The organism is Kribbella sp. NBC_01245, from assembly GCF_036226525.1.
GTDB lineage: Bacteria > Actinomycetota > Actinomycetes > Propionibacteriales > Kribbellaceae > Kribbella.
The window spans coordinates 7,589,445-7,614,775 of record NZ_CP108487.1; the positions used below are offsets into that span (position 1 = coordinate 7,589,445).

Annotated in this window: 31 protein-coding genes; 21 read left to right on the forward strand and 10 right to left on the reverse strand. The window is 65.8% G+C overall.

All coding sequences use genetic code 11. The features are described 5' to 3' along the window. Window positions 1-142: 142 nt before the first annotated feature. Window positions 143-1,144, reverse strand: coding sequence for a hypothetical protein (locus tag OG394_RS34795; protein ID WP_328991458.1), 1,002 nt, complete (start codon window positions 1,142-1,144; stop codon window positions 143-145). A 120-nt stretch (window positions 1,145-1,264) separates the two neighbouring features. Between OG394_RS34795 and OG394_RS34800 the strand changes: the two genes are divergently transcribed. Beyond that, on the forward strand, window positions 1,265-2,314 hold the full coding sequence (locus tag OG394_RS34800; protein WP_328991459.1) for a LacI family DNA-binding transcriptional regulator: 1,050 nt from the start codon (window positions 1,265-1,267) through the stop codon (window positions 2,312-2,314). Here OG394_RS34800 and OG394_RS34805 read toward each other — a convergent pair. Then, the gene (locus tag OG394_RS34805) at window positions 2,311-3,864 is read right to left on the reverse strand and encodes a bifunctional NAD(P)/FAD-dependent oxidoreductase/class I SAM-dependent methyltransferase (protein ID WP_328991460.1); all 1,554 of its coding nucleotides are present in this window, start codon (window positions 3,862-3,864) and stop codon (window positions 2,311-2,313) included. The genes OG394_RS34800 and OG394_RS34805 overlap by 4 nt on opposite strands. 85 nt (window positions 3,865-3,949) lie before the next feature. Here OG394_RS34805 and OG394_RS34810 point away from each other — a divergent pair, with 85 nt between their 5' ends. The 5 genes from OG394_RS34810 to OG394_RS34830 all read left to right on the forward strand — a co-directional run bounded on the left by OG394_RS34810 (window position 3,950) and on the right by OG394_RS34830 (window position 7,588). After that, window positions 3,950-4,516, forward strand: coding sequence for a helix-turn-helix domain-containing protein (locus tag OG394_RS34810; RefSeq protein ID WP_328991461.1), 567 nt, complete (start codon window positions 3,950-3,952; stop codon window positions 4,514-4,516). 32 nt (window positions 4,517-4,548) lie between these two features. Beyond that, window positions 4,549-5,433, forward strand: a complete 885-nt coding sequence (locus OG394_RS34815; protein ID WP_328991462.1) for a phosphotransferase family protein — start codon at window positions 4,549-4,551, stop codon at window positions 5,431-5,433. After that, the gene (locus tag OG394_RS34820) at window positions 5,430-5,924 is read left to right on the forward strand and encodes an NUDIX domain-containing protein (RefSeq protein WP_328991463.1); all 495 of its coding nucleotides are present in this window, start codon (window positions 5,430-5,432) and stop codon (window positions 5,922-5,924) included. The genes OG394_RS34815 and OG394_RS34820 overlap by 4 nt, the downstream gene beginning before the upstream one ends. 48 nt (window positions 5,925-5,972) lie before the next feature. Next, a complete protein-coding gene (locus OG394_RS34825) occupies window positions 5,973-6,314 on the forward strand; it encodes a hypothetical protein (protein ID WP_328991464.1) in 342 nt (113 codons plus the stop codon). A gap of 122 nt (window positions 6,315-6,436) precedes the next feature. Then, window positions 6,437-7,588, forward strand: coding sequence for a hypothetical protein (locus OG394_RS34830; RefSeq protein ID WP_328991465.1), 1,152 nt, complete (start codon window positions 6,437-6,439; stop codon window positions 7,586-7,588). A gap of 6 nt (window positions 7,589-7,594) precedes the next feature. On the opposite strand, the gene OG394_RS34835 is transcribed toward OG394_RS34830, so the two are convergent. Continuing rightward, window positions 7,595-8,068, reverse strand: a complete 474-nt coding sequence (locus OG394_RS34835; protein ID WP_328991466.1) for a GNAT family N-acetyltransferase — start codon at window positions 8,066-8,068, stop codon at window positions 7,595-7,597. Window positions 8,069-8,178: 110 nt separating this feature from the next. Here OG394_RS34835 and OG394_RS34840 point away from each other — a divergent pair, with 110 nt between their 5' ends. From OG394_RS34840 to OG394_RS34865, 6 genes are all read left to right on the forward strand, one after another. Further along, the gene (locus OG394_RS34840) at window positions 8,179-8,637 is read left to right on the forward strand and encodes a hypothetical protein (protein WP_328991467.1); all 459 of its coding nucleotides are present in this window, start codon (window positions 8,179-8,181) and stop codon (window positions 8,635-8,637) included. A 29-nt stretch (window positions 8,638-8,666) separates the two neighbouring features. Further along, complete coding sequence (locus tag OG394_RS34845; RefSeq protein ID WP_328991468.1) at window positions 8,667-9,332, forward strand: hypothetical protein; 666 nt, start codon at window positions 8,667-8,669, stop codon at window positions 9,330-9,332. A 204-nt stretch (window positions 9,333-9,536) separates the two neighbouring features. After that, window positions 9,537-10,742: an ATP-binding protein gene (locus tag OG394_RS34850; protein WP_328991469.1), complete on the forward strand. Its 1,206-nt coding sequence runs from the start codon at window positions 9,537-9,539 to the stop codon at window positions 10,740-10,742. A gap of 7 nt (window positions 10,743-10,749) precedes the next feature. Next, window positions 10,750-11,289 carry a hypothetical protein gene (locus OG394_RS34855; RefSeq protein ID WP_328991470.1) on the forward strand — a complete coding sequence of 180 codons (540 nt, stop codon included), beginning with the start codon at window positions 10,750-10,752 and terminating at the stop codon, window positions 11,287-11,289. Window positions 11,290-11,367: 78 nt separating this feature from the next. Beyond that, window positions 11,368-11,916: an SRPBCC family protein gene (locus OG394_RS34860; RefSeq protein ID WP_328991471.1), complete on the forward strand. Its 549-nt coding sequence runs from the start codon at window positions 11,368-11,370 to the stop codon at window positions 11,914-11,916. A 55-nt stretch (window positions 11,917-11,971) separates the two neighbouring features. Continuing rightward, window positions 11,972-12,418: a PaaI family thioesterase gene (locus OG394_RS34865; RefSeq protein ID WP_328991472.1), complete on the forward strand. Its 447-nt coding sequence runs from the start codon at window positions 11,972-11,974 to the stop codon at window positions 12,416-12,418. Here OG394_RS34865 and OG394_RS34870 read toward each other — a convergent pair. After that, window positions 12,415-12,726, reverse strand: a complete 312-nt coding sequence (locus tag OG394_RS34870; protein WP_328991473.1) for a DUF1905 domain-containing protein — start codon at window positions 12,724-12,726, stop codon at window positions 12,415-12,417. The genes OG394_RS34865 and OG394_RS34870 overlap by 4 nt on opposite strands. A gap of 36 nt (window positions 12,727-12,762) precedes the next feature. Then, on the reverse strand, window positions 12,763-13,392 hold the full coding sequence (locus OG394_RS34875) for a hypothetical protein (RefSeq protein WP_328991474.1): 630 nt from the start codon (window positions 13,390-13,392) through the stop codon (window positions 12,763-12,765). Between the two features lie 174 nt (window positions 13,393-13,566). Here OG394_RS34875 and OG394_RS34880 point away from each other — a divergent pair, with 174 nt between their 5' ends. Together OG394_RS34880 and OG394_RS34885 are read left to right on the forward strand one after the other, a co-directional pair. Then, window positions 13,567-14,280, forward strand: coding sequence for a DUF2625 family protein (locus OG394_RS34880; protein ID WP_328991475.1), 714 nt, complete (start codon window positions 13,567-13,569; stop codon window positions 14,278-14,280). 39 nt (window positions 14,281-14,319) lie between these two features. Beyond that, window positions 14,320-14,850 carry a DinB family protein gene (locus tag OG394_RS34885; protein WP_328991476.1) on the forward strand — a complete coding sequence of 177 codons (531 nt, stop codon included), beginning with the start codon at window positions 14,320-14,322 and terminating at the stop codon, window positions 14,848-14,850. Window positions 14,851-14,884: 34 nt separating this feature from the next. Here OG394_RS34885 and OG394_RS34890 read toward each other — a convergent pair whose 3' ends face one another. Next, entirely contained in the window at window positions 14,885-15,121 is a 237-nt protein-coding gene (locus tag OG394_RS34890) for a hypothetical protein (protein ID WP_328991477.1), read from the reverse strand. 324 nt (window positions 15,122-15,445) lie between these two features. Between OG394_RS34890 and OG394_RS34895 the strand changes: the two genes are divergently transcribed. Beyond that, entirely contained in the window at window positions 15,446-16,237 is a 792-nt protein-coding gene (locus OG394_RS34895) for a trypsin-like serine protease (protein ID WP_328991478.1), read from the forward strand. Between the two features lie 249 nt (window positions 16,238-16,486). Here OG394_RS34895 and OG394_RS34900 read toward each other — a convergent pair whose 3' ends face one another. Together OG394_RS34900 and OG394_RS34905 are read right to left on the reverse strand one after the other, a co-directional pair. Next, on the reverse strand, window positions 16,487-17,191 hold the full coding sequence (locus OG394_RS34900) for a DUF998 domain-containing protein (RefSeq protein ID WP_328991479.1): 705 nt from the start codon (window positions 17,189-17,191) through the stop codon (window positions 16,487-16,489). A gap of 52 nt (window positions 17,192-17,243) precedes the next feature. Continuing rightward, window positions 17,244-18,899: an HD domain-containing phosphohydrolase gene (locus OG394_RS34905; RefSeq protein WP_328991480.1), complete on the reverse strand. Its 1,656-nt coding sequence runs from the start codon at window positions 18,897-18,899 to the stop codon at window positions 17,244-17,246. A gap of 163 nt (window positions 18,900-19,062) precedes the next feature. On the opposite strand from OG394_RS34905, the gene OG394_RS34910 reads away from it, so the two are divergent. The 3 genes from OG394_RS34910 to OG394_RS34920 all read left to right on the forward strand — a co-directional run bounded on the left by OG394_RS34910 (window position 19,063) and on the right by OG394_RS34920 (window position 21,466). After that, window positions 19,063-19,272 carry a (2Fe-2S)-binding protein gene (locus tag OG394_RS34910; protein ID WP_328991482.1) on the forward strand — a complete coding sequence of 70 codons (210 nt, stop codon included), beginning with the start codon at window positions 19,063-19,065 and terminating at the stop codon, window positions 19,270-19,272. A gap of 15 nt (window positions 19,273-19,287) precedes the next feature. Continuing rightward, window positions 19,288-19,746: a bacterioferritin gene (gene bfr, locus OG394_RS34915; protein WP_328991483.1), complete on the forward strand. Its 459-nt coding sequence runs from the start codon at window positions 19,288-19,290 to the stop codon at window positions 19,744-19,746. Window positions 19,747-20,077: 331 nt separating this feature from the next. Continuing rightward, window positions 20,078-21,466 carry an LVIVD repeat-containing protein gene (locus OG394_RS34920; RefSeq protein ID WP_328991484.1) on the forward strand — a complete coding sequence of 463 codons (1,389 nt, stop codon included), beginning with the start codon at window positions 20,078-20,080 and terminating at the stop codon, window positions 21,464-21,466. A 104-nt stretch (window positions 21,467-21,570) separates the two neighbouring features. Here OG394_RS34920 and OG394_RS34925 read toward each other — a convergent pair whose 3' ends face one another. Both OG394_RS34925 and OG394_RS34930 read right to left on the reverse strand, forming a co-directional pair. After that, window positions 21,571-22,146, reverse strand: a complete 576-nt coding sequence (locus tag OG394_RS34925; protein WP_328991485.1) for a hypothetical protein — start codon at window positions 22,144-22,146, stop codon at window positions 21,571-21,573. Between the two features lie 90 nt (window positions 22,147-22,236). Further along, a complete protein-coding gene (locus tag OG394_RS34930; protein ID WP_328991486.1) occupies window positions 22,237-22,611 on the reverse strand; it encodes a YciI family protein in 375 nt (124 codons plus the stop codon). Between the two features lie 481 nt (window positions 22,612-23,092). On the opposite strand from OG394_RS34930, the gene OG394_RS34935 reads away from it, so the two are divergent. From OG394_RS34935 to OG394_RS34945, 3 genes are all read left to right on the forward strand, one after another. Next, window positions 23,093-23,725, forward strand: coding sequence for a hypothetical protein (locus OG394_RS34935; protein WP_328991487.1), 633 nt, complete (start codon window positions 23,093-23,095; stop codon window positions 23,723-23,725). A gap of 98 nt (window positions 23,726-23,823) precedes the next feature. After that, window positions 23,824-24,477, forward strand: a complete 654-nt coding sequence (locus OG394_RS34940; RefSeq protein ID WP_328991488.1) for a hypothetical protein — start codon at window positions 23,824-23,826, stop codon at window positions 24,475-24,477. A 183-nt stretch (window positions 24,478-24,660) separates the two neighbouring features. Then, complete coding sequence (locus OG394_RS34945; protein ID WP_328991489.1) at window positions 24,661-24,966, forward strand: hypothetical protein; 306 nt, start codon at window positions 24,661-24,663, stop codon at window positions 24,964-24,966. Window positions 24,967-25,331: the final 365 nt, after the last annotated feature.

A 25,331-nucleotide genomic window follows, 5' to 3' on the forward strand; every position in this document is an offset into this window, starting at 1 on the left:
TTGGCGATTGCGGCGCCCAGGCACGCACCTCGCGGCACTGGAGAAGCATCCACGATGCTCCGCATCGAGGACCCTTCTCCAGCACCGCGATGCACGCACCTGAACACCGCAATCACTCAAGGCACTTCGGACACGGGACACTTTAGATCGCTTTGGCGATGGCGATGTTGCCGTCCAGACGGGCGCCGGCCTCGTAGATCATGTACTCGACGCCGTTGTCGGTGCCGAACGATGGTGCGGCGCAGCGGCCGTTGTCCGGGAAGCCCGCGAGCGGCCGGTGGAAGACGCCGAGGTGGTTGCGCCGGTCGAAGTTGTTGCCGACCTCGGTGATCCGCATACTGCCGCCGGACTCGATATTCGTGTGATAGATGACGTACGTCGAACCGTTGCGCTTGGCAAGCGTCGGTGCGCCGAGGTTGATCGCGCCGACCTCCTGCGGGGTGATCAACGGCGTCTGCGCGAAGGTCCAGGTCCGCCCGTCCGGTGACCAGCCCCAGCCGATCGTCCGGCGGTTGGTCTGGTTGTTGATCATGAAGACCATCACGTAGCGCGCATTGCGGGACGGGATGTCGTGCCGGAAAACTCGCGCGTACGACGCTTCCGTGGTGCCGGATGGCAGCATGCCCGTATTCAGCACCACCTTGTCGTACGTGAAGTTGATGCCGTTCTTCGATCGCGCCAACCGGGTGGTGGTGTTCTCGCCGTGGAAGTACATCCACATTTCGTCGACGTCGTCGTTCCACATCACGTGCGGAGACGAGACGTGCGAGACGTTGTAGAACGGCGACCACGTGCGCGAGATGATCGGATTGCTGTGGTATTCCGTGTAAGGCCCGCCGAGCGAATTCGAGTAGGAAAGGCAAAGGCCGCCGGGCGCGTCATGCGGTGCGTAATAGAGGTAGAACCGGGCCAGCGGATTGGCGATCCGGCCGGTGGTGCCGCGGACGCAGGGGAAGATCAGTTCACCGGTAGGGTTGTAGCGCAGGTTCGCCTTGTTGAAGGCCGTCCGCACGTAGGCGTAGTCCGGGAAGCCGGCCGGTGCCGCCGTGGCGGGGGTCGCCAACGGGACGCCGGTGGCGAGTCCCAGACCCACTCCGGCACCACCTCGCAGCAGGGTGCGGCGACTGACGGATTCGTTGCTCATTCGGTTTCCTCCTGAAGCTGAGCTGCCTGCCCCTGGTCAGCGAGTGTGGCCAGCGCTACGCTGCCGGTCAAGGTGCTAATACGCATTAGTCAAGGTGTTCAGGGATTACTAGGAGATGGCATGGATTCGCGGTCGGGGAGAGGTGGCCGTCCGGCCCGCCAGGCCGATATCGCCGAGGCGGCCGGGGTGTCCCAGACGACCGTCTCGCTGGTGCTCGCGGGGAATCGCGAGGGCGTGCGGCTGTCGGAGTCGACGCGGCAACGCGTGCTGAAGGCCGCGGAGAAGCTTGGCTACGTGCCGGACCCGGTCGCGACCCGGCTGGCCTCGTCGCGGAATCACATGCTCGGCGTTTATACCTTTGCCTCGGCCTTTCCGACCGACGTAGACGGGTTCTACTACCCGATCCTGGTCGGCGTGGAGGAGGAGGCCGCCGCCCTCGGGCAGGACCTGGTGCTCTTCACCGGCACCGGTGGTGCGGACGCGAGGGCGCACGACCGCACCACCATTCGCCGTACTCGCATCACTGACGGCTGTCTGTTCTTCGGCCGCCACATCCCCGAGGAGCCGATCGACTGGCTGCTCGGTAGTGGCTTCCCGCTGGTCTACATCGGCCGCCGCGATGAGCTCGACGGGCGCATCCCGTTCGTGGGTGTGGACTACGTGACCGCCTCGGCCGCGGTGGTCGATCGCCTGGTCGCGCAAGGCCATCGCTCGATCCGGTACCTCCGCGAGGACGACGACGCCCCGTCCTCGACCGACCGCGAAACCGGTGTCCTGCAAGCCGTACGACGCGCAGGTCTGCCGACGGCCAAGGTCGTCGTACGGCGCGCGCCTAGCGACGTCGGGCCCAGCCTGATCGCCGGGTGGCGCCGGGCCGGGGTCACCGCCGTCATCGTGGAGGAGACCGATACGGGATCTCTTGCGCGGGCCTTGTTCGAAACGCTCGACGCCGCGGGGTTGCGTTGTCCGGACGACTTATCCCTGGCGGTGCTCGGGCGATCGCCTTATCGACCGGAGGCGAGCGGTTTCGAGGTGCCGAGGCGCGAGTTGGGGCGTCGTTCGGTGCGCCTCCTCGTCGACCAGATCACCGCCGCGCCCGGCGAGCGCCGTACGGCTCAGGAGCTCCTCCCCTGCACGCCCGTCATCGGCAACACGATCGGGCCTGCTTAGCGCTTTCGGGCGTGCAGGACGGTGTCGTGGATGGTGACGGATTCGCCTTCGCGGCCGACCGCCTCGCGTGGTCGGGCGTGGGTGGCGATCTCCCATTCGGCCGGGTCGAGTTCGGCGGCGAGTTCCTCGGCGGTGAAGAACATGTCGGGCAGGTTCGGCCGGGGCGCGTTGGTCTCGAGATCGCGCGGGTGGTGCGCCACGATCAGCAGGCTGCCGCCGGGTGCGACCGCCTCGGCCAGCTTGGCGTACAGGATCTCGCGCGGCTCCCGCGGAAGGTGCATAAACTGCGCCGAGACCAGGTCGAACCGGCCGTGGTCCGGCTGCCAGTCGGTGACGTCGACGTGTTGCCAGTCGATCTTCAGGTCGCCGGCGTGCTCGGCGGCCCGTTTGAGCGCCACGGTCGAGAAGTCGACGGCCGTGACCTGCCAGCCCTGCGAGGCCAGCCAGATCGCGTCAGCGCCTTCGCCGCAACCGACGTCCAGGGCCGTACCGGGCGTGAGCGGTGTCGCCTCCGTGACGAGCTGCGGGTTGGGCTTGCCGCTCCAGACCTTCTCGCTGGAGCCGTAGCGCTCTTCCCAGTAGGCCTCGTCGAACACGTTCTTCTTTGTAGAGCGGGCGTTGACGGCTTCACGAGTCTCTTCCGCGATGAGGTCCATGTTGATCGCAGCGCCTGCCGAGAGACCTGCTGCGGCTGAGGAAACCACCTGGGCGCGGAGATCGGCGACGTTGCCTGCGATCCATACGCCGGGAACGGTTGTAGCGCCGTCCTGTCCGCTCGGGATGTACGTGCCGACTACGTGGTCGCCGTACAGCATCTCTACCGGCTCTAGCCCCAGCTGAGTTAGTACGTCGGCCCGGGCGGTGAATCGTGGCGCGACCACTAGGGCCTGTCGGGGGATGACCTTGCCGCTAGTGAGCCGTACGCCGGTGATGCGGCCGTCTGTGCTCTCTACCGCCTCGACCTCGCCAGTGACGACGGAGATCCCTCTGGCCGCTAGACGCTCCCACTCCTCGTCCGACGGCTCAGGCGCGGTGTGGAGGAACAGCGTCACGTTATCGCTCAACTGCCGGAACAAGTCAGCCTGGTGCAACGCCATCAAGCTAGTGGCGATTACGCCGATCGCTTGGTCGCGAACCTCCCAGCCGTGGCAGTACGGGCAGTGGAGGACGCCGCGGCCCCACTGCTCCGCAAGGCCTGTGATGTCGGGTAGCTCGTCCACCAGTCCAGTAGTGACCAAGAGCCTGCGGGCCTCTACCTCGGTCTGGTCGGCCAGTGTGACCTTGAAGCCGCTGCTGGCTTGGGTGATCGTCGTGACCTCGCCCGGCCGGACCTCCGCGCCGTACTGCTCGAGCTCTTTGCGGCCGAGGGCCAGCAGCTCGCCCGGGGGACGCCCATCATGGCCGAGAAAGTTGTGAACGCCCTCCGCGGGCGCGTTGCGGGGCCGGCCCGAGTCGATCACCAGCACCCGGCGGCGGAACCGCGCGAGCGCTTGCGCCCCGGCCAGCCCGGCCGCGCCGCCACCGACCACCACCACGTCGTACTTGTCCATTTTCTGCACTCCTTTCGTGGTTTCCAGAGTGCTTCGGGTTTTCGGTATCGACAAACTTCTTTGCCGATATGGCAAACTGGAACGCATGGACGACGTACTCGAAGCAGTCGGACCACGGCTGAAGGCCATCCGGATCCAGCGCGGTCTGACCCTGACCCAACTCGCTGAGGCGACCGGGATCTCGGTCAGTACGCTGTCCCGGCTGGAGTCGGGCCAGCGCAAGCCCACGCTGGAGCTCCTGCTGCCGCTCGCCCGGACCCATCAGGTCCAGCTGGACGAGCTCGTCGACGCGCCTCCGACCGGCGATCCCCGGATCCACGCCCGGCCGATCCAGCGCCACGGCGCGACGTACATCCCGCTGACGCGACGGCCCGGCGGTGTGCAGGCGTTCAAGCAGATCGTCCCGGAGGGCTGGAACAACGGTGAGCCGACTCCGAGGGTCCACGAGGGGTACGACTGGGTCTACGTCCTGTCCGGGCGGCTCCGCCTGGTGCTCGGCGACAAGGACATGATCCTGGAGGCGGGCGAGGTGGCCGAGTTCGACACCCGTGTGCCGCACTGGTTCAGCAACCCGGGGCCGGGGCCTGCCGAAACCCTGATGCTCTTCGGCCCTCAAGGCGAACGCATGCACGTCCGTGCCTCTGCCCGCTAAACCCGTTTGCAGGCGCTTCTAGCGTGGGTTGGGTGCAGATCGAGAAGCTGGTCGCTGAAGCCCTGCCGGATCACCAGGTGCTGGAGGTGCTGCCTAGAACTGGCGGTGAGCTCAGCACGGTCTTTGAGGTTCGCCTAGACGCAGAACCGACTGCTGTCATCGTGAAGGTCTATGCCGACGAGTGGGCGTGGAAACAGGTCAAGGAGGTCTACGTCTACAGCCTGCTCAAGTCGTCGCTCTCTTCAGTACCGGAGGTCTTGTACGTCGGAGCGGGCTACACAGTCCTGACGAAGCTTGAGGGCGTGCCGTTGTCGCAGGTGGAGGTGGCGCCCGAGGACTGGTACGACGTCTACCACCAACTAGGACAACTCGTACGACGTTTCCACGGCGTGGCCCAACCGGCGTACGGCTATGTGGTGGAGGAAGTTCTAGACCCCAAGCCGGACAACACGTCGTACATGGCCGGCCAGTTCGCCAAGAAGCTGCAGGAGTTCGCAGACCTAGGCGGCGCCGCGGACCTCCACGACCGCATCGAGTCCTACGTCGCGCACCACTCGCACCTCCTGGCCAAAGCGACTGACCCAGTCCTCTGCCACAACGACGTCCACGAAGGCAACGTCCTCGTGGTCCCCGGTGCCAGCGGCTGGCGCATCACAGGTCTGATCGACGTCGAGAATGCCATCGCCGCCGACCCCCTGATGGACCTCGCCAAAACCGACTGCTACTCGATCCGCAACAACCAGCACAAGCTAGACGGGCTCCTGGCCGGCTACGGCGACCTCCCGCCCGACTGGCAACCCCGCATGACCCTCTACCGCCTCTACCACGCCCTAGAGCTCTGGGACTGGTTCGCCTCCACCAACAACCCAGCCCCTCTACCCAGCATCGCCTCTGACCTCACGAAGATCGTCGGATGACGTACGTTGGTTCGCACTTGTGGGAGTTGCGGCAGCAGGTCGGGTCGCGGTTGCTGGTCATGCCTGGGGCTCAGGTGTTGTTGGTCGACGACCAGGAGCGGGCACTGTTCCAGCGTCGTCGCGACTCGGGCCTGTGGGAGATCCCCGCCGGCGCGGCCGAGCCAGGTTCGAGCTTCCGCGACACGGCCATACGGGAATTGCACGAGGAGACGGGTCTGACCGTCGCCGCCGACGACCTCACGCCGTTCGCCTCCTTGTCCGAGCCAGACGTCCATGTCATCACCTACCCCAACGGCGACCGCCTGCACTGCTTCGCCCTCTGCTTCGAGGCCCGCCGCTGGACCGGCACCCTCACCCCGTCGCCCGACGAAGTCCTCGAAGCCACCTTCTTGCCCCTGGCAACACCACCCACCCCCTTGCAGCCCCAAACCCACGCGGTCCTCGACTTGCACCGCGCCTATCGCGCTACCAACACCTTTCAGGCCCGGTGACGATGCGAGGATGCCTCCTGTTGTGTCCGTTGTGCGATCGGAGTGGTGATGGGCTGGTTCAACCGCAAGAAGGCGATCCCGCAACAGGCCGTGATTGTTCACTACCGGCTCAGTGGCGACCGATTCGGTACCGAGGTCGAGCGGGATGCCTTTAACGGCCTGCAAAGCCGGCTGGAGACCCTGATCCGGAGCCAGGGCCTTGGCGAGCTGGACGGCGACGAGATCGGTGAGGGCGAAGCCGTGCTCTATTGCTACGCCCCAGACGCCGACCGGCTCTTCGCTGGTATCGAGTCCACGCTACGTACGTTGCCGTTCCGCCCTGCTCACGCTCAGATCCGCTACGGCGAAGCCGCCGACCCCAACGCCAAAGAACGCCGCATCGACTTCTGAGCGAGGCCGGCGGGCCAGCCCGTGCGTGGCGCTAGGTCTCCAACGCTCTGCGTATCTTCCAAGCTCGACACAGATTCCGGCGTTTGGCGATGGTGGGACTGCGGTGCTCTAGCATCTGGCGGGTGAATCGTCTGACTCCGGATGCGCCGCCACGGCCGATCGCGGTGGGGGATGTGGTGGTGGCGTTCAACGACCTGCTGGGGGAGTGGACCGCGGCACAGGTCACGCACTTCCACGAGGAGTGGAAGTCCGTCGCGCTGCTCGAGCTGACCTGGTCGGGGCCGGAGCCCGCGGGCATCGACGACCTGGGTGTTGTGGAGGCGCTCAAGCTCTCCCATCAGAGCTGGGGCGGCGGGCTTTCGCATTGTTTCTTCGAGTGGATTCTGCCGCGTAGCCACAAGATCATCGGCACGATGCCGGTCCTTCAGGCCAAGCCACCATCCAGCTATTCCGCCGGCTGGCGCATCGGTGATCAGCTCTTTTACCAGCGACGCTGGGACAGCGGCAATCGGGACGAATTTATCGACCCAGCCGAATTGAGCTGTACGGGCGCAGAGTTGAACGCGCTATCCGGTCCGCGACAAGACCTGCGAATCCTCCGCGTGGCAGGCATCGACGAACTCGATTGCAAGCAACTCGTCGAGAGCTATCCCGATCTGACTGAGCTGATTCTCACCGGGAACCTCGGTATTTTGGCGAATGCGGGCAGCCTCAATCGCCTTACCCGGTTGAAGAGTCTCATCATTTCCGATCTGTTCGGCATGGACGGCCCGGACTGCCTGCTGCCCAAACACGTGCCGGCGTTGGAGAATCTCTGGTTGAGCAGCGTTCCGCGGGATTACGCGAGCGCGACGCGGACGGCTTGGCGGGGGGAGATCGTGCACGGGGTTTCGCTCGAGATCCAGGCGCCGCGAAAGCCGGAATGGGTCGCGGAGAACCTCAACAATCCCTTGCGTGATTGGGATGGACGCGAGCGGATCAGCGCACTTCGCTACAAGAAGGCGCTCGCCTTGTACAGAACCACCCGCCGCGCGGTCCAGGACGCGTTCGCGAACGCGTCCGGCGACGCCCGGCTGGCTCGGTTGACCGAGATCGGCCGCGGTTTCAGCGAAGGCTTCAACAAACTCGACGGTCGGGATCCCTTCATCGAGACCGTCGAACGCGATGAGCTCTTCGCCGCCCTGAACCATCTCATCACCGAAGTCGGCGGCATGGACGATCCGGCCGCGCGCGATGCCCTCCTGGCTTCCGCTGAGGCCAACCGCGACTGGTAGTGACAACTAGTGAAGTGACTTCACCATGAAGAGCATCCTGGTCAAGCCGTCGTCCAGGAGGGCTTCATCCGAGTCGACGAAGCCGCTGCGCCGATAAAGCTCGATGGCGGCGTCGTTTCCGGCAAGCACGGACAGCCTCAACACGGTCGCACCAGTCTCCCGGGCCCAACCTTCGACCTCCGCGATCAGTTTGCCGCCAAGGCCGTTGCCCCGAGCAAGCGGACTCACCCAGACCGACCGCAGCTCGCACCCACCGTGATCACCCGGCACCCCGCTGGCAATTCCCACCGGCTCGTCATCCAGCACAGCCACGAGGTTGTACGACCCGGCCAACTCCAGCCGTCCCCGCCACCGCGCCTCACCGCCCGCCGGCCACTCCTCCACGCTGGACCCGAAAGCGTACGGCGCCTCCCTCAACGCCGCCAACCGAACGTCCCGCCACAACTCCCAATCCGCAATCCCCACTCGCACAATCCGCACGCCCCGATTCTGCCGTACGACGTACGTGAGTCTCGTTGACGAGACAGCAAAGGTAAATTTCACAGTGGTGACGACTTTGCGGACGTAAGGACTGCCGCTACCTTCTCCGCATGCGTTCTAGCGAAGCCGACCAGGTGCTGCGGACGATGCTGCTCGAGGGCGGCGTCGATCTCGACCAGCCGACCGTCAAAGACGTGACCCGGGCTTGGGAGGTCTTCCAGCAGTTCGCGGCGATTCCGGCCGAGGATGTGGCCGAGAACCCCGACAGCGACGGTGTCCTTGCCCAGCACGGAGTTGGCGACTGGGGTGACGAGGACGGCCGGCATTTCTACCTCGACCTCACCCGCCAGTTCGGCGAGCAGGGCGGCGAATCGTTGAGCCAGCTCAGTTGTGCCTTGATCTTCGAGGCCTTGCCCGAGCTCGAGCAGCTCCAGAGCTCAAGCCTGTGGTCGTTCGACCTCGAGCCGGAGGAGTTCTGGAGCCGCGCCAACCAGCTCCCCGGGGTCGAGCAGGTGCTGGCGCTCGAGGCCCAGCCGCGCCGGCTGCGAATCGAGTTCGGCCAGCTCTAGAGCGATCCGTCCGGCAGGGATACTGGCGTGTGACGAAATTCGACTCGCTCTTCGACGACAGTGTGCCGCTGATCCTCAAGCAGGAGCACCAGCGCGAGACGCCCCCGGTGGAGGGCGGGCGCTGGCCGCTCAGCGTCGCGCTGTATCCGGACGGCGAGCTGGGCGAAGCGCTCGAGGGCGCCATGCTGGAGGCGCTCGAGTTCGCGGGTCCCGGTCATTGGCAAACGGGTCGCCGTGGCTCGGCGCATCTGACGGTTCGCGCCCTCGAGTACTACCGCGACGACGTCCCGCCGGGTGACCCGTTCGTAACGCGTTGCCACCAGGCCTTGCAGGCGGCAGCGGTTGGGCCGACCTCGTTCGAGGTGTTCGGCCTGACGCTCACGGCCGGGACGTTGATGGCCTGCGCCCGCCCGACCGACGACCGGGCCGACCTGCTGATGGACCGGCTGGCAGTGGAACTCGGGGAGGACGGTTGGCTCGAAGCGCCGTACGGGCGTCGCGATATTTGGTACCTGAACCTCATCCACTTCGCCGCCGACCTGGCCCGGCCGGAGCTCCTGGTCGAGTGGGTCGCCAAGCGCCGTACGCATCACCTCGGTTCCGTCACGATCCCAACGGCCAGTCTGGTCCGATTCCGGTACGACGAGACCGCGGGCTATCCGTTCATGCGCCCCGAAGTCCTCGCCGTGGTCTAGCCGTACGGCGCGAGCTGTTGCCGGAGACACGCGAATAGTTGCAGGAAGCTGAAACGCGGTAGGTCCGGATAAGCCTTTCCGCGGCCATTCGCGGCCCTAGAGTGGGGGCTCCGAAGCGAGCGAGGTGGTGGGATGGCGTACGGCAGTCCTTTCACGCCCAAACCCGGGCAGTTGCCGAGCTGTCCCCGTGGGCATGGTCGTGAGGTGGGCATAGTTCGCGATTTCGCCCGCCAGGTGGCGCATGCGCAGGTGAGCGACACCAACGGGCTGTACCTGACCGGCAGCCAAGGCATCGGCAAGACGACCCTGTTGAGCAGGCTGGCCGTTGAACTGCAAGAGCGCGGGTGGCGCGTTGCCATGGTCGACCGGTCCGACCCGCGCGAGCCCGGTCGTGCGCTCGGGCAGAGCCTCGATTCGTCCGGCATGCGGGGGATCGGCGCGCGGGTCAGGGACAAACTTCAGCAGCTCCGGGGCTCCGTCAAAGGCGGCAGCATCTCGATCGGACTCGACGGGCCGAGCGCCTCTCTCGACCTCGGACGCCCGCAGGGTAAGCAGAACATCGCGACCCAGATCGCCGACGCCGGCAGGCGTGCCCGCGAATCGGCCCGGCCCTCGATCGTCCTCATCGATGACCTGCACCAGTGGTCGCCGGACGAGATGCGGCAGTTGTGCGAAGGCCTGGACACCTGTTCGCGGGAAGGCCATCCCATCGGCGTGGTCGCGACCGGTCGGCCCGCGGGCGTGGCTACGTTGACCGCGGTCGATCCGACCCGCGTGTTCGATTCGGCCGCGATCAAGGGGCTTAAGCCGGACGAGGCGAGCGCAGTCCTCGCCGACACGGCCGCTCTCCGCGGAGTCACCATCGAGCCCGAGGCCCACGAGCAGCTGGTGAAGTTCTCCCAAGGTCATCCCGATCGCCTGCAGTTGGCAGGGCACGAGGCCTATAAGGCGATGCCGATCGGCGACCAGGTCATCACGGCTCAAGCCGCGGGCCAAGGAATCGAGCAGGCGGCCGGAAAGCTCGACCGGCAGATCCACGCGCCGAACTGGCAGGCCCTCTCGCCGGCCGAGCAGTCGATGGCCCAGGCGATGGCGTCCGTCGGCCGCGGAGCCGTCGAGCCGTCCGCCGTACAGACCCGGATGGCTCCCCAACACCGCGGTGACTTCGAAGCCGTACGGGCCGGCCTGGTGGCGAAGGACGTCGTCCACGAATCAGCCGGCGGCAGGATCGCGTTCAACAACCCTGGTACGGAGCCGTGGATTCTCGCCAACCGTCCGCCCAACGGGTCCGTGGCGCACATCCTGCAAGGCAACGCGCCCGCCCGGCAGGTCGGCGCGAGCGGCCAAGGCCAGCGACCGGCTCACCTGGATCGTGGCAAGACCGTAACGGGACCCACCTATGAGCGATAGGCCACCCATGACGCAAACCGGCAACACCGAACGGCAACGCACCGTCCCGGGCCTCGGCCTGGACATCGACCAGGTCATCGACACGCCTGCCCAGGTGAGCGACGCCGCCCGCGCAACCCTGGATCCGCAGGCCGTCGCGATCATCGAATGCACCGAGGCCCTTGCCCAGTACGTCGAGGAGCTGCACGCGCCGCACGGGCTGGACCAGTTCCTCACCGCCGCGGAATGCGCCGAGGTGGCACGGTTTATCGATGCCCTGGGCAACAACCCGGCCCGAGCTGACGAGTTCTTCGAACGGCGTACCGGCCTGGCCCTTCGGTCGCGTAACCCTGAAGCCGGTTGGAACGTCGAGACCGTCCGCGAAGCCGTTGCCCAGGCCAACAATCGCCACGACGCCTTACCGGACTTCGCCCGCGAGTGCTTCGTCCTACTCAACGCCCTCATCGCCTACCTAGACGCCTTCCACGGCTCCACCGGCTTCCGCGAAGTCCTAACCCCCACCGAACGCCAAGCCGTCGGCAACAAAATCACCCACCTCTTCACCTAACGCCCGAGGCCGCTTGACAACTCGACAGTGAGCTAGTCACACTTCAGTTACATAGTCTAACTGAAGTGAGGATTCGTCATGTCGATCGTTCGTCGTATCACTGCCGCAGCTGTGTTGGCTTCGCTGGCCTCTACGTCGCTGCTTCCCGCCGCCGGGGCCACGGGACGTGCGCCGGGGCAGGATGTTGGGATCGACCTGCAGGCGCCGGTGATCACACGGGATGACGTGCTCATCAAGGCGCCGCTGGCCGCCATCTGGAAGATCCAGACCGACGTGGAGGGCTGGCCGGCCTGGCAGCCCGAGGTGGTTTCCGCCGTACGGCAAGACGAGGGGCGGCTCAAGCCTGGTTCGGTCTTCCGCTGGGAGGTGCAAGGGCTGGATGTCACGTCGACGGTCAAGCAGGTAAAGCCGATGCGCCGTCTGGTCTGGGGCGGCCCGGCGAACGGCATCACCGCCGTGCACGTGTGGACCTTCACCCCGGTCCGCGGCGGCGTCCTGGTCCACACGGAGGAGTCCTGGTCCGGCGACCCCGTTGAGGCGAACGTCGAATTCGCCCAATCCGCGCTCGACGCATCCCTCCACGCCTGGCTGCAAAACCTCAAGCAAACCGCCGAAGTCCACAGCTGAGAGACTCGTCGATAGGCCAGCCATCAGAAGCGGCCATCGCGCTCGAGGAGAGTTTGTGGAAGAAGAGAACGCAACGCCTGAGGTGCAGGAGCGGGTCAGGGCCAGCTTTGAACGCCAAGGCCTGATGGCACACCTCGGCGCACGCCTGAGCCATATCGGTCCGGGACGCGTGCACATCGTGCTGCCGAGTCGACCCGAAGTGACCCAGCAGCACGGCTACTTCCACGCCGGAGCCACCAGCGCCATCGCGGACAGCGCCGGCGGTTACGCGGCGTTCACCTTGTTCCCGGAAGACGCCTCGGTGCTCACGGTCGAGTACAAGGTCAACCTCCTCGCACCCGCGCAAGGCGAACACATCGAGGCAGTTGGCCAAGTCCTCCGATCCGGCCGAACCCTCACCATCTGCCAACTAGAAGTCTTCGCCATCCAAGGCACCACCCGCTCTCTCGTTGCTGCCGGCCAGCAAACCCTGATCTGCCTCCACGACCGCCCGGACCACTAGAGGTCGACCAGTTCAAGCCGTACGGCGACGTCGCCATCCGTCGACAGGTCCTCGGCGATGCGCACCGCCTTCTTCATGGGCAGCATGAAAGTCCCGCTCTTGCTGTGCGGGAAGATCGAGGTCTGCCAAGTCGTGCTCCCCACCGTGACCGTGACGCGCACCGAGCCGAAGCCACGCCGGTTGCCGGCGGTGAGCGCGTTGATGTCGTCGCTCACGTCGCCCGGCACCGTGACGAAGTGCCATCCAGCGTCGCCGCCCGCATACAGCCAGAGCGGCGCCACGAATTCGAAGGTCCCGATGCGTGTCATACCTCCGACCGTAAAGCCCGCCACCGACAGAAACGATCAGCTGGTGAACAGGTGGAGGTCGGCGCAGAAGTCGCGGCCTTCGGTGTCGTTGCGGCCGTTGCTGGGCTTCACGACTGTTTCATCGAGGAGCACATCGTCTTCGGGATTGGTGGGCGTGCCGCCGTGATCGATGAGGAGCTCGACCCTGATCTGCCCGGAATCGACGAACAGCAACTTGCCGTCCGGCCCGTAGTGCTTCACAACGCCGGGGGACATGGCAAGGATCGTCAGGGTCCCGTCGCCGTTGTCGGTCACCTTGAGGTCCTTGTTGATGAAGTTGTGGACACTGGTGAACGACTTGTTAGTGGCCAGGTTCGTGTACGAAATCGTGCCGTGCAACGACTGCAGGAAGTAGACGAGCCCGTCCGGCCCCTGAGTGTTGATCAGGAGCAATCCTCGCAAGTCGGTATCGATCCGCACCCTTAGGTCGCCACAGAATGGATCGACCACCTCGCTGCCGACGTCGCGGAAGTGTTCATGCTCGATCGGCGCGGCCGCGGCCGGCCCGACGGACGAGACCAGGGCCGAAACCAGCAGCCCGGTCGTCGATGCGATTGCACACAACAGTTTCTTCGCGTCCATGCCGGCCTCCCAATGCGTGCGCCGCAGACACCAGCCCGCCTCCAACGGGTCCGCGGCCCACCCCTTCCAGCCAGCGTCACCCCACCTCCCAAAGATGTCCAGACCACCGCGCACCATCACTGGACGTGTCGACGGGGCAACCTGGCGAACGTGATTTTGCAGGTAGTGCGCCCGGCGCAGGGGTTGGTTCGACGGGATGAACTCAGGCAGTCTGCTGCAATGCCTGAACTGCGTAGTGAGTCTGAGTTGGCAGACGTCGATGAGCCGGCCTGGCCGGGGCTGGCAACTCTCATCGACGCCGCGCCGCTGCCGGTCGTCGTACTGCCAGTCCCGCCTGACCAGGCGAGGGCTGTCCTGTACCGGCTCCAGGTGACGGCACGTTCGGCGTTGGGTGCCCTCGCGCTGAACTGCGGTGGCCTGCTGATCGATCACGGCTGGCTACGCGTCCTCGGTGGCGGTGGTGACGGCCTGCCCGACATCGCTGCCGTGAACGACCTTGCGGATCCAGCCCGTACGCACAGCCCGCCGCCGTTCCTCACGGTGGCGTTCGACGTACTCGGTGGCCGGTTTGCCGTTGATGGCGGCGGTCTTGGGGTCCAGCCTGGCCAGGTCTGTTACTGGGGACCGGACACCTTGGAGTGGAGTGGTCTGGGGGTAGGGCACGGCGACTTCGTGGCGTGGGCGCTGAGTGACGGTCCGACCGAGTTCTATGCGGACCTGCGCTGGCCGGAATGGGTTAGTGACGTCGGCCGTACGTCCCCGTCCGAGGGCATCGCGGTCTACCCTCCGCTGTTCGCCGCCGAGGCGCAGCTGGCCGCTTCGCGACGCGCCGTACCGTTCGACGAGCTGCTCCGATTCCACCAGGACGCGGCGGATCAGCTGGCGGGCATGCCGGATGGCGCGGAGTTCACGTTTAAGGCTCGGCTGGAGTAGAGGCCAGAACCTGTCCTCTATGCCTCGTGGGCTCGGTATATGACGACGAACCAGCAGATCGTGACGGGTGAACGAGCCGACATCCTCGACTTCCTTGCCAAGCACCGCTACTTCCTGCGCTACACCGCGGAAGGGCTCTCCGACGAGCAGGCGAACACGCGCAGCACGGTCAGCGCGTTGACGGTCGGCGGCCTGATCAAGCACGTCACCGAGGTCGAGCGGAATTGGGCCGACTTCGCCCAGACGGGCGGTAGCCAGGACGCGATCGAGGAGACCGAGTACACCCCGGAGCGAATCGCCCAGTGGGAGAACCAGTTCCGCCTTGCCGACGGCGAGACCCTGGCCGGCGTACTGGCCGAGTACGAGAAAGTCGCAGCCGCCACCGACGACCTCGTCCGCACCCTCGACCTCGACACCAGCTACGAACTCCCGGCCGCCCCTTGGCAGCCGCCAGGCGTCTTCTGGACGGTCCGCCGTGTCTTCCTCCACATCACCGCCGAAACCGCCCAGCATGCCGGCCACGCCGACATCATCCGAGAAACAATCGACGGCCAGAAAACCATGGGCTGACGCTCGAACGCCAGGACCCCGAAGAGCTACCGACTCAGGACCCTAGGTCAGACCGCCGGAACGGGAAGAACTCGCGGACGTCTTGCGCACAGCGGCAGGCGACCGCGACCTTCGCGGCCCACTCCAGGGCCGCATCCCAGGTGGGTACGAACACCCCGGCATCCTTGGCCTCCTGGACCACCGCGTGGCCGGCCTCGGCGACATCGGGCAGGTCGTTCGCGGGGATATGAGCCATCGCACCTTCGTCGAACGAGATCAGGTACTGCGTCATCTCATCACCCCTCGTCCACTGCGGCCGTCCTCCGGCCGCCTCTCACCCCTACTGCGAACGCCTCACTCCGAATCCGACACACCGCCGACAGAAAATTTTAAGGCTCCGTGGACACCTAGCGCCTGACCTCGGGCGCGGGTCGGGTGCGGACGTTCGCTCCTAGCGGGCGCGAGGGTCCGGGGCCGATTCACCGGTGTCGCACGCGCCGCAGTCGTCGCGGAAGGGACCGCCGGCGCCGCTCGTTTGATCACTGCGCCCGAATCCGCGTCTGGTAGACAGGGGCCGCGGATCGGAGGATGCTCCCAGAGTGGGAGGGGATGCCTCATGAGACGAACATTTGGCGTGCTTGCAGGGGCAGCGGTACTGATCGGGATGGCCGGCGTACCGGCCGACGCGATCGTGTACGGGGAGTTCGACGGGAACCGGCACCCGCAGGTCGGCGCGCTCGTGGCGGAATGGCGAACCGACGGCGTCAAGGACCTGCTCTGCACGGGGACCATCGTCGAGGAACCGGATGTCTTCGTGACGGCCGCGCACTGCACCGAGTTCCTGCGGTCTATCGGTATCGGTCCGGATGAGGTCTGGGTGACGTTCGATCCCACGTTCGACCAGAGTTCCCCACTGATTCCGGGTACGTACGTCAGTCATCCGGAGTTCGGTCACGAGCAAGCGGATCCCAAAGATATCGCGGTGGTACTGCTGGAACGGCCGCACGAGGCGACGCCGGCCGACCTGCCGACGCTCAACCAGCTCGGCCAGATGAAGGCGGCGATGACGATCGACGACCAGCGCTACACGGCGGTCGGCTACGGCACAGTGCGCGAGTCGAGACGGACCGGCTCTCAGGGCATCCTGGACAACACCGAGCGACGGTTCGCTACGCAGACGTACAACGCGCTGACCGCGAGCTGGCTCAAGCTGTCGATGAACGAGGCGACCGGAGACGGCGGCACGTGCTTCGGCGACTCGGGGGGCCCGCACTTCCTCGCTGACACCGATCTGATCGTGTCGATCACGGTGACGGGCGACGCGGTCTGCAAGGCGACGGACGTCACGTACCGCCTCGACACACCGGTGGCACGCGACTTCCTCGACGAGTTCGTCTCGGTGCCGTGACCACAGCCGGGCTCGCGGCAGGACGCTTCCGCTGAGGCCGTGCGATTGGACACTGGGCCGCCTGTGCATGGCAATCCGCCGGCCAAGTTCGTGTCTTGGCCGGCCGACTCTCGTGCAGGTGGGTTACGCGTCGCTTGGGAACGGGACGCCGGTGTTGCTGTGGCAGCGGTAGCCGTTGGGGTTCTTGCGGAGGTACTGCTGGTGGTAGCCCTGCGACCAGCGCGATAGAAACAGTCAGCTGTTCGCTGGTCAGCGGCGGCCGGCCGCGACCTGAAGCAACCTGACCGAGAGCAGGATGCGGCAGGGGAACAAGACTGCGACGACCAGCACTCGCTGATACAAGCCGGCCCAGTCGTGCAGCGGAGCGTCATCCGGCATCACGAGTCCGCCGCCTGCAAGGAAGCCGGTAAAGGCGACAATCCCGGTGACGAGCGAGTACATCGCGAGGCTCCGCCACTTTGGGTCACGCGCCACTCGACGCGACACGACGATCAGCCCGGCCGCGCTTGTCATGAAGAACATGAATCCGGCGACGATGTGGCCGCCCGGGTCGTACGTCGCGCCGGCGGCGTCCTCCCGCAGCGGGAAGATCGCGGCGAGCAGAAGACCGATTCCGCTGAGGAACAGCAACGTTGGGCCCGCGACGCCCGCCCTCGTCGGCCGCAGGCCGCGGTGCAATCCCAGCACGAAGACGATGGTGAGTACGCCGAACACGACAAAGTTGACCTGCTGAATCCATCCGTTGGGTCCGGCCGTCAGCGCGCTGACCGGCTCAGCAAGCGGATCGTACTCGCTCCGGCGGAATGCCTCCTGGGCCAAGAACGTCGCTGTGAAGAGAACCGGACCGATGATGCCGGCCCAGGCCGACAAGGAGAGGGACCGATCCGGCCACTCAACGAGTCGGCCGCCGGCCGACTCCTGGCTTCGCGTCTTTGCAACCCGCGTACCCCTCATGACCGCCTCCGTCCGACGGCACCCGGTCTGCCGGATGCTCTCGTCGCTGACGCTACGGACGGCCGCCGATCCGAGCCATCGGGAGTTCTCCCCATGCGACGAGCCCGTGCTGCATCGCGAAAACGGCGGCTGCGGCCCGGGTCGAGATGCCGATCTTGGCGTAGGCGTTTTGGATGTGGCGATCGGCCGTCTTGGCCGAGATCCCGAGCAGGCGGGCGATCTGCTTGGTCTGCAAGCCGCGGGCAAGGAGCCCGACCACCTCGGCCTCGCGCTCGGTCAAGCCGGCGGGCCGCGCGACGTGCTGAGGTCCGACGTGCTCGGGCGCGACGTGCTGGGGTACGACGTGCGGGGGTACGACGTGCTGGGCCCGATGCCCGGCGGCGTCGAGCACCGCGGCGACGCTGTCGGCGTCCAACCGCCCGGCGCGCGCCTCTTGCCCGAGCAGGTCAGCCGCCAACTCTGGCGTCAGCGCCGGGCGATGCGGACGAGGTTCGGTCATCGCGTGGTACGCATCCGCGGCGGCGAGCAGACGCGCCGGAGTCGTGAGCGCTGCCGCCGTCGCTCCACGGTGGTAGCCCGCGCCATCGAGCCGCTCGTGGTGGTACGTCGCCACCGGCAGAAGGGCTGCGAGAAGTGGCGATCGGCAGAGGACACGTTCGGAGTGGTACGCGTGCAGCCTGACCTGCTCCCACTCATCCGGCGACAACGGCCCGGCCTTCTGCCAGATGAGGACGGATACGGCCACGCGACCCACGTCGTGGACGAGCGCCGCACGCCGCGTCGCCGCCACCTCGCCAGGCGGAAGGCCGCACCGCTGTGCCGCCGCCGCGGCCACCTCCGCGACACCCGCCGAATGACCGACCAGGTACGTCGAGGCCAGATCGGCGAAGTCGCCCATCGCCGCGAGTGCTCGGTCTATCGCCTCACCTCGCAACGTCAAACGAGGAGCCGGCTCGGCCGCGAGGACGTCGTCCCACGCAGACCGCTCGTCATCGAGCGCCAGGATCTCGGTCGCCTCATCCGCCAGTCGCGCGGCTATCACCGGATCGAACGCGCCTCCACCTCGCTCCCGGACGACACGCGCCGCGTAGTCCACACCGCCGATCATCCGCTGCAGGGCGGCGTCGCGGGCTACGTGCACGATCCGCAAGGGGAGCGGGATCTCCTCGCCGTGGACGGCACTGGTCGGGCCTTTGCCGTCCCAGCGCGCGGTGAAATGGTCGAACAGTCGTCGTACCTCGGGGGACATGCCGAGCCGTTCGCTCAGCATCTGTGCGACCTCGCAGAGCGCGGCGATGTGGCGGCGATGACCCCGAAGCGCCCTCGGGAGCCGGCCGGCCGCCTGCAGCGCACGAACGGGCGCCGAGCTCTCCGGATCGGCCAACGCGCGCATGATGCCGCCCATCATTTGCGCCGTCGACCCGAACATCACCGGGTTGAAGTTCGTGAGCAGGTCACCCTTGAACAACTCGGCGCTGATCTCGGCATCCACCGTGCAACCGACATAGAACAGCAGGCACCCGTAGTAGGTCTGCGATGCGGTCGCGGAGTCGACGTCCAGACGATCCGCAAGCCGCATCGCGAACAGGGTGCTGTGCAGGCCGTGTTCGAGCGGGAGCCCCATACCGAGATCCGTCGCCAGACACAGCGAAGCGATCACTTCGGCGGTACGGATCTCGTCCTGCCTCCACGCTGGCTCGCCTGCCACAAATCGACCGTACGCCGCCACGCGCGCTGCCAATAGCTACTGCATCAGCGTGATTTCTCCGACAGGCTGGCGACAGAAGGTGGGGTCCTCCGTGGTCGGCAATTGGAGGCCGCGCTGGACACGAGTGCGACTAGCCCGCAGTGGTTAGGATAGCCTCACCTGCATGATTGTCTGCCACTGCGAGGTTGTCAGCGACCGCGAGGTCGTCGAGAGCATCGACGGCGGCGCGCGCACGCTCGCACAGGTGTGCAGGGCGACCGGGGCGGGGCGGAACTGTGGCGGCTGCGTCTTCTCGTTGAAGCGGTTGTTGTGCGAGCATGGGAAGTCGGTCTCGGCAGCCTCGTTCACGGAGGTGGCAGGTGCAACCGGTTAACTACGCGTCGTCGAATTGCTCAACGAGGCGCTAACACTCGAGCTGACGGTGATCAACGGGTACTTCCTGGAGGCCAGGATGCTCGACAACTGGGGATTCGGCCGACTGGGCAAGGCCTTCTACGACCTGTCCATCGACGAGATGAACGACGCCGACGCGTTGATCAGCCGCATCCTGTTGTTCGACGGTCACCCGAACCTGCAGAAGCTCGGTGCCGTGACGGTCGGCGAGGATGCCCAGGAGATGCTCCGGCTGGGGATCGAGAGCGAGCACTCCGCGGTCGCGCAGTTCAACGCCGCCGCGCAGGAGTGCCACGACCTCGGCGATCACGGCACCGCCGCGGTGTTCGAGGAGATGGTCCGCGACGAGGAGAAGCACGTGGACTGGTTCGAGAGCCAACTCGACGCGATCGAGCGGGTCGGCGCCCAGCAGTACCTGGCCCAGCAGATCGAGTCGGGGAAGTCACCCGGCTGAACAAGCGCCGCACGAACCACATCTGAGCTCGGTCGGAGATGACATGTGGGCGCCGGATATCCCGGCGCGGCCGTGTCAGGATCAGTCAGTGCGGGTGACGCTTGCCGTTCGGCCGACGCGGATCTACGTTCGATGAAGCGTCGGTAAGGACACGCGACAGGCGTGGCGTTGCTGACCAGGGGATCGGTGTTGACGGGCAACCTGTGGCAGCCATGCGGTGGCCAAGGTGCTGGGGTGCTCTGCTCGATGAAACTGAGGCACAGCCGGGGAACCGCTCGTCGGGGCGGTGTCCCCCGCAGGCTCGCGGAGCCAATTGGCGAAGGGTGGCGTCATGAAGCGATTCGTCTGGTTCGGGTGCTCGTTGTCGATCGTCGGCCTACTGTTCGGGGGTCTGTCGGCCGGCGCGGCGACGACGAAGGGAACCGCACTGAACATGGAGGTCGTGGGTCGCCACGATCTCGGCAACCGCGGCTACAACGCCGACGTCTGGGTCCACGACGGGCACGCCTATGTCGGCAGTTGGGGCTTCCAGGACTGGGCCGGAGGTGGCGAGAACCGATTCTGTCCGGACGACGCGCACGCCGGCATCGTCGTACTGGACACTCGGGTGCCTTCCGATCCGAGGCCGGTCGCCAAACTCCAGCAGCCCACCGGCACGTCCGCCGAGGACATCGTCGTCTTCACCGCCCGGTACGGCGCGTTCGCCGGTCGCGACATCGCCGTCTCCGGCATTCAGACGTGCGGGAGTTCCAGGTACGACGTGTCGCTCTTCCGCGGCCTCGTGGTGTGGGACGTGACGAACCCGGCCAGTCCAGTGGAGATCGGGCGACTCAACACAGGCTGCTGCACCCGTGGCATCCACGAACTCGAGGTGCAGCACCGTGCCGACCTCAACCGGACCTTCGTCTATGCCAGCGTGCCGGCTAGCGAGTACCCGGACTCGGCATCACCGACCGGCATGCGTGACCAGTCCGGCCGCGGAGACTTCCGGTTGATCGACATCACCAATCCGGCCCAGCCAGTCGAGATCTCCGACTGGGGAGTCGTGCACGACCTGGGCGGACCGCCCGCCGCCGGTCAAGGGTGCGACCCGGACCCGATCTTCGGCCACTCTGTCGAGCCGTCGGCCGACGGCAGGCTCGCCTTCGTGTCGTACTGGGACAGCGGTTTCGTCGCCCTGGACCTGGTCGACCCCGCCCGTCCGACGTTCCGTGGAACCACCCGCTATCCGGTGAACGCCGACGGCGATGGGCACTCGTCGCAGTACGACGAAACGCGGCGGCTGCTGTTCACGGCCGACGAGGACTTCTGCAAGACGTCGGGCGCAGGCATCGAGAAGGGCTTCGGCTATCTGCGGGTATACGACTACAGCAACCTCGGAAGGCCCCGGCAGATCGGCCAGTACAAGACACCGAACTCGTCCGGTCCGCGGGACATCGGTGCGGGCGACTACTCCATCCACAACCCGTTCCTGGTCGGCACCGATGTGTACGCGTCGTGGTACAGCGACGGGGTGCGCGTCATCGACGCCAGTGACCCGATGGCGCCGCGGGAGGTGGCGTACTTCGTGCCGCCCAGCGCCAACAACCCGGTCAGCCCGTCCCAACGTGGAGTCCTCACCAATGCCACGCAGGTCTGGGGCGTGGTCGTCGACGACGCGACGGACCTGATCTATATCAGCGACATGAATTCCGGCCTCTGGATCCTCCGCCGGACCTGAGCGTAGCCTGCGGCGGCCGTCAAGTGTTCGGGAGTCCGAAGACTTGACGGCCGGCCAGCAACGGTTTGCCCGAGGTATACAGGCGTGCACGCAAACCGGGGTGGCTACACGCCCTGACCGGTGGACAGCTCAAACCGCAGGCGGTCGGGAGCGCCGACGGTCATCGTCTCATCGATGTACTGCTGGGAAGACCGGATGAGGAATCGGAGATCGGCGTCCTTGATCTCCCGGTATGTTGCCGGCGTTTCGCCGGTGCGGTCGGGTGCGCCTCCGCTGCGGATCCAGTCGGCTACGACGGCGCCCTGGTCCCGGATGGAGTTCCATCGCCCGCGGGTCAGAGGTCCCATGCCTGCCTCGATCGTCGCAACTACCTCTGATGGCGTCTCCGGCCACGAGCACCAGTCGCTCACTACTTCGACCAGGCCTAGCGTGAGCGCCTCGTCGAGTTTGTGGTCGAGCTTGACACCCGCCAGGGCCTCTTCGGTAATGGCGAAGGAAGTCACCACTGGGGCCGCGTCACCCCGGTCAATCGCTGGACACAGCTGATGCTGGGCGAGGTGCGCGAGTTGCGAGTACGGCGTGGGGGCGTCGGCGAGGGACGGCCGGAACCACCGCAGGCTCTTGGACAGGCGTCGGAGTACGGCCTCGGTGGGGTCGGTCGGGCGGCGAAAGATGCTCACCGGCCCAACCTTATGGCGCAACGGACGGGTGCGGTTCCTCAGATGCCCTGACCGCCGGGCCAGTACGACGTACTGGCCCGGCCAGGGAGTTCAGAAGACGTGGATCGGGCGGAGTTCGATGGTTTCGCCGGGGCCGGCGAAGGTTTGGGCTACGGCGTCGGCACGTTCCGGGCTGTCGACGTCGATGAGGAAGAAGCCGGCCAGGTGTTCCTTCGACTCCGAGTACGGGCCGTCGGTGACGACGGGGCGGCCGGAGTAGCGGTAGAGGCGGGACATGGCCGGGTCGCCCAGGGCCTCGCCACCGAGCAGTTCGCCGTTGGCCTGGAGCTCGCTCAAGAGCTTCTCGAAGTCCGAGTTCAGCCGGTCGCGCTCGGCTTTGGGGAGGGCCTGGTGCTCGGCCACGGTGTCACCGGTCGGGTGGCCCCACGGCTGCGGGTTGGAGTGGATCAATAGGACGTACTTCATCAGAGATCCCTAACGTCGGAGCAGCCGCTGGTCGGCCCTCTCGACGCTACATCGGGGCCGACCCGCGACTCTCGACATTTCAGCTTGTCAGCAGGTCTTCGAACGGCATCGGGTGGGGCCGCCAGTGGGTTTGGGTCGGCGCAATGCGCCGGCCCGGGAGGTGAGTACGGGTGGGCTGAAACCTCAGCTCGGGAACGGCACCCCGGTGTTGCTGTGGCAGCGGTAGCCGTTGGGGTTCTTCTTCAGGTACTGCTGGTGGTAGCAATACCGGCTAGGTCATAGAAAGTCAGCACACGGTGACGGCCACAACTGAGACTCCGGGAAAGGTGGGACAGCCTGGCTGAGAGCGTCGCGAGAGCGGCCGTGCCGTCTTCGGTGATACTGGGGGCAAGCACGGCGGGAGGCATCGTGAACCTGGACGTGGATCGATGAACGCGGCATCGGTCGAGGCCACCCGTTTTCGCACGAGGTACTTCCTTCCATGAGCACGACTTCAGAGATCATCAGCGCGGCGGGCCCGTACGTGCTGGCTGGCGGCACGCTTATCGGTGCCTACCTCAGCACGCGGAAGACTGGTCGCGAAAGCCGTCACACCGCACGCGTGGAGCAGCTCTACCAGGACATGCTGGACTACCTCGAGCACAGGTACATCAAGCTGCAGGAGCGCCAGGGACGGCGTGCGTACCTGGCGCCAATCCCCACTCGGGCGCTAGCTGACGAAGCGTTGTCGATTTCCCGCATCCGGCTATATGCGACGCCAGCCATTTTGGAGAGGTGGTCGAACGTCAACATAATGCTGTCCACCCTGGAGTTGGAGGGACACATGCCCCTCTACGGCGATGAGCCGACCCCTTATGACTTTGCTTACGATGCCTCCTATCGCCGTGCCGTGGGCGACCTGGCGGAACTGATGCGGCGTGACATAGGAGTCCCGCCGAATCGCATTCATGGAGCGCGCCGCCGTGCGAAGCGGGTGAAGCAGTGGGCTTTAGGTCTACGCGTCCGATTAGGGCTTGATGCGGAGGCCCAACGCGGCAATGGACTACCGACATTCGGAGAAAAAGTGAGAGCTCTATGCAAGGGGCGACCTAAGCCGCCTCCGGGCCGACCGTGACCCCGGGAGCGCAGTCGGACGATAAGGTGCGGTCGGATGTCGTTGCTCAGAGGCCAAAAGCGCCTGGCCGCAACACCGCCGGGCGCTTCGCTCGTTGGGTGATGAGGCATACCGGTTACGTCGTGTGTGCGTTATTGGCCCTTCTCGCAGGGTTGTTAGTTGGCTTGTGGCTGGGAACCATCAGTGCGTGCGGCGATGACTGCAAGCCTCATGTCGACCTGATTGAAGCAGCCGGCACCTGGGCCGGCGGGATTGGGACCGTGGTTGCGGTATTGGTGGCCGCGGCCTCGCTCCGAAGCCAGCAGGACGAACGCGAAGAGCGGCGTGACCGGGAGAGAATCGAGCAGCAACAGGCGGTTGCCGACGAAGCGGAGGCAGAGAGAGAACTGCTGAGCTTGGCGGAGCAGGTCCGGTTCACGTACATGTCGGTCACTCACGACGGCGACAAACTGACCCATTTCGTGACGCAGGTGATCAACGAAACGCATCAGCACCCGATCTACGACGTCGCTGTTGACACCGACGAAGGGCGACAGATTTCGGAGAGGTCCCTAGCAGCCCACGGTGGCATTTCGGGGGCCTTCCACCTCAAGCCGTTGCCGACTCAGGGCGTGGTATCCATGAGCGATGATGACTCAGTTGTCGCTGTGAAAGCGCAGGCGAGATTGACATTCAAGATGTGCGATCGGTGGTGGCAGCGCGATGGTGTCTGTCCGGTCGGGCGAATCGAACCGCCCCAACCGGGCAACTAGCTCGATGGTCTATCTACAGGAGCGTCCGGCGTATTAGCCCCGGTTGCTACCACTCGTCGGCCACTCAGTTCCTAGACGAGGTGTCGGCCGGGAACGGTACGCCGGTGTTGCTGTGGCAGCGGTAGCCGGCTGCTTCGAGTCAGATCTGGTTGTTCCGTTTGGGCGGCTGTACTTTCAGCGTTCATGGACACCACGACGGTTGCGCTCATCGCATCTGGCATTGGCGCTACTGGTGCTGTCGCCGGCCAGATCGTTGCTCAACTCTTTACCGGCCGACGAGAGACGAAGCGGCTCAAATGGGAAGGGGAGCAGCGGGAGTGGGAACGGCAGCGAGACCGCGACGCAGAACAACTTGAGCGCGCTCGGATCTTCGCTGACATCAAGCGCAAGGCTTATGTCGACTTTTTTGAGAATGGTCGGCGACCGGCGGTTGCAGCTATACCGCGCAACGAGCGGATCCGAATCACGACGCGATGCGGCGCGGGCTGAGGTCGTGGCGGGGTGGTTTGAATGGTGGAACGGCCTCCGGCATCTCGGTGGTGAGATCACCATGCTGAACCCCGAAGTGCACGCCAAGTGCAAGCCTGTATTTCATGCGCTGAAGGCTTGGGATGATGCAGTTAAGAGGGGTTCAACAGACATAGGGCTTGAACCAATGCGCGAGCTCGACAAGCAGGTTCACACAGCGTTGAACGCGATGCGCAATGACCTAAATCTTGGGCCCTCGCGGGACCTGGACACTTCGGCGCAGTGAGTCGCCCCCTTATGTTCAAGCCCTGGGTGGTCGCCTGAGGGCTTGAACATGGGGGGCGCTAAATGGACAAGACTCAGATCTCCACCGTCACCGTTATCTC